Consider the following 2,501-nt stretch of genomic DNA (forward strand, 5'->3'; position numbering starts at 1 on the left):
TATAGCTGCGTAGAACTTTATTCATCAGAACCTGATACCGCCCGCCGCGAGACTTGAACCATGCGATCACGTCTTGATCAATTCGAATTGTGATCGGCTTCTTAGCGCCATGGTCCAAGACTTTTGCCGTTTCCCAGAAACTGGCTCCAAGTTCAGGAGCATCACTGTAGTCGATATCCTCGTCTTTCAACGCATCTACTCGTTTCCAGTCGGTCTGTGAATCTGCCTGAATACTATCCCCTGTGATCTTTCTGATTACAGGCTTATCCATTTGTTGAGCTTTCATATGCGTGAATCTCCCGGCTGTTAGCCTTTCGCAATGAGATGACACGAACGATATTTGGGCTCCGATGGGTATGAACAACAACCATCAACCGGCCCTCTATGTGACCTATCCCGATATAACGCGGTTCGCCATATTCTCGTCTGGTGTCTTCCGCCACCAACATGGGGCCAGCCCACATTTTAGGTGCGTCGACAAAATCAATCCCATGTTTTTCAAGATTGATAAGACGCTTGGCTTCATCCCATTCAAAAATCATATGTACAACTATAAATATTTACCATGGCCACCACCAGCGTTTTGTTTGCGTTGGTCCGAGATTATCCTCTTGGTGCGTTAGCAGGGCTGTTGTTTTACTAACCTGGTCACGCAACCAGATTACCTCTTCCTCTTTGGCTCTCAGGTATTCACGCAGCACTTCATTTTCAGATTGTAAGGCGCTGACGATCATGTCTTTATCGTTGTCCTCTGCATGTACTTCAGTGATCTCGTGTACATCTTTTTTGTTGTCGTCAAAATGGAGTGTACCGAATACCCTAAGCAACTCAGATGTATCAATAACCTTTCTCCCATCACGGTCTGATTCTACCGTTATGGCTCCAGTATTTATATATTTCTCGTAGAGATGTGATCGGCTCTTTCCAGCCATTCTCGCCGCTTCAGATATGTTGACCTTAGCCATGTACGCACCTGTATTTAATGTGTTGTCTTGTGTCTTTTATACCAGCAAGACATCACCGCCACAATTTTTCAAAGCGTTGGGCGTTGGTGGCGGTATAGCGCACGGTATGCTGGATATTCCGGTGCCCCAGATAGTCCTGAATCAGCCGGGTATCCGCGCCCTGGTCAGCCAGGGCGAAACCGCAGGCATGACGCAGCATGTGCGGGTGGGGTGGCAAAGAGAGCCCCGCTGCTTCGCCATAGCGCCGCAGCAAGGCCCAGAAGGTCTTGCGGGAGAGGGCTGCCCCTCGGGTGCTCAAAAACAGCGCCTGACGATCCAGCGGCCCCGTCCTTGATCGGCTTTTCCCCCGATCCCACTGCCGCAACCAGCGCGACCGCTCCTGCAGCCAGCTTTTCAGCATCCGGAGTTCTTCAGCCCGGAGGGGCTGGGTCGTGGACAATCCCCCCTTGAGGCGTTCGACATGGAGAATCCGGCTGTCCAGGTCCACCTGGTCCAGACGCATGGCGCAGGCCTCTGTCACCCGTAGGCCATGGCGGAACATCAGGAAGATCAGACAACGGTCCCGTATCCCCGTCCGGGCATTGTCCTTGGCGGCCTGGAGCAGACGATCCACTTCCAGCGGCGTCAGGTGCTTGCGATCCGCGTCTGCCGCTGCCCGGCGGCGGGCTGGGGTATTTACGACAGGAGAAGGGACTTCCGGTGCCGATTCCGGCAGCAGGGGCTCTGCCGTGGCCACCGCCTCCAGGACTTCCGAAGCGGGCTCAAAAAAACCCAGCTGCTCGGGAGCCTTCTGGGGGGCTTTCGGGGTTTTGGGGGTACGTTTTTGGGGTCCGGACACAGACAAAATCTCCACAGCGTTTGCAATGTCTCATGATACCCGGTTTTGCGGCTTGCCGGGTATGAGGAGAATCAGTACATTAGCGACAGAGAGAAAAACGCCAACGAGACAGAATGGCGCATTGTGTCTGGTAAATAAGCAGGAAGGTCACCCCATATTATACGGCATAACCCATTGTTACACGGCACCGACAGGGCCATCGAATTTACGTTAGGTCACATGAGATGAACGCAAACATAACTATCAAGCCCGCAACATCAGACGATGCCCATGGAATTGCCGTAATGGTCGGCGAGTTGCTGCGTGAAATTATGAACACTATTGGTGTTCAAACATTCAACTTCGATCTGGAAGAAACAACCGATAGGCTCAAGGACTTTCTCCATCGCGAAAAATACTTCGTATTTATCGCGCGCGATGAAGGCAGAAAAGCGGTCGGCTTTCTTGCTCTGTATGAAAGCCACGCCCTTTACGCTGAAGGAGCCTTTGGAACCATACCGGAGCTTTATGTTCGCCCTGAATACCGCTCAAACAATGTTGGGTTCTGCCTCGTGTCCAAAGCAAAATCTTTCGGCGCAACTCGGGGCTGGAAACGTCTAGAAGTGACAACGCCACCGCTACCACAGTTTGATAAGACATTGGCATTTTATGAGCGTGAAGGCTTCGCTATTACTGGTGGCCGTAAGTTAAAAGTGACT

General features: G+C 51.9%; 5 protein-coding genes. 1 reads left to right on the forward strand and 4 read right to left on the reverse strand.

All coding sequences use genetic code 11. The features are described 5' to 3' along the window. The 4 genes from AC2VLY_RS12985 to AC2VLY_RS13000 all read right to left on the reverse strand — a co-directional run. Positions 1-286: BrnA antitoxin family protein (locus tag AC2VLY_RS12985; RefSeq protein ID WP_486922418.1), on the reverse strand; the 286-nt coding region annotated here is incomplete at its 3' end. Continuing rightward, positions 264-542 carry a BrnT family toxin gene (locus AC2VLY_RS12990; RefSeq protein ID WP_486894337.1) on the reverse strand — a complete coding sequence of 93 codons (279 nt, stop codon included), beginning with the start codon at positions 540-542 and terminating at the stop codon, positions 264-266. The genes AC2VLY_RS12985 and AC2VLY_RS12990, both read right to left, overlap by 23 nt. A gap of 18 nt (positions 543-560) precedes the next feature. After that, positions 561-965: a hypothetical protein gene (locus AC2VLY_RS12995; protein WP_101539069.1), complete on the reverse strand. Its 405-nt coding sequence runs from the start codon at positions 963-965 to the stop codon at positions 561-563. A 52-nt stretch (positions 966-1,017) separates the two neighbouring features. Beyond that, on the reverse strand, positions 1,018-1,803 hold the full coding sequence (locus tag AC2VLY_RS13000; protein WP_486894335.1) for a tyrosine-type recombinase/integrase: 786 nt from the start codon (positions 1,801-1,803) through the stop codon (positions 1,018-1,020). A gap of 224 nt (positions 1,804-2,027) precedes the next feature. Here AC2VLY_RS13000 and AC2VLY_RS13005 point away from each other — a divergent pair. Continuing rightward, on the forward strand, positions 2,028-2,501 hold a 474-nt coding region (locus AC2VLY_RS13005; RefSeq protein WP_486894334.1), incomplete at its 3' end, for a GNAT family N-acetyltransferase.

It is taken from the genome of Acidithiobacillus sp. TH-A36 (assembly GCF_057473445.1).

Bases quoted from the DNA above. Each gene is read 5' to 3' on its own strand.
- AC2VLY_RS12995 (WP_101539069.1), bottom strand. From the start codon at position 965: ATGGCTAAGGTCAACATATCTGAAGCGGCGAGAATGGCTGGAAAGAGC.
- AC2VLY_RS12990 (WP_486894337.1), bottom strand. From the start codon at position 542: ATGATTTTTGAATGGGATGAAGCCAAGCGTCTTATCAATCTTGAAAAA.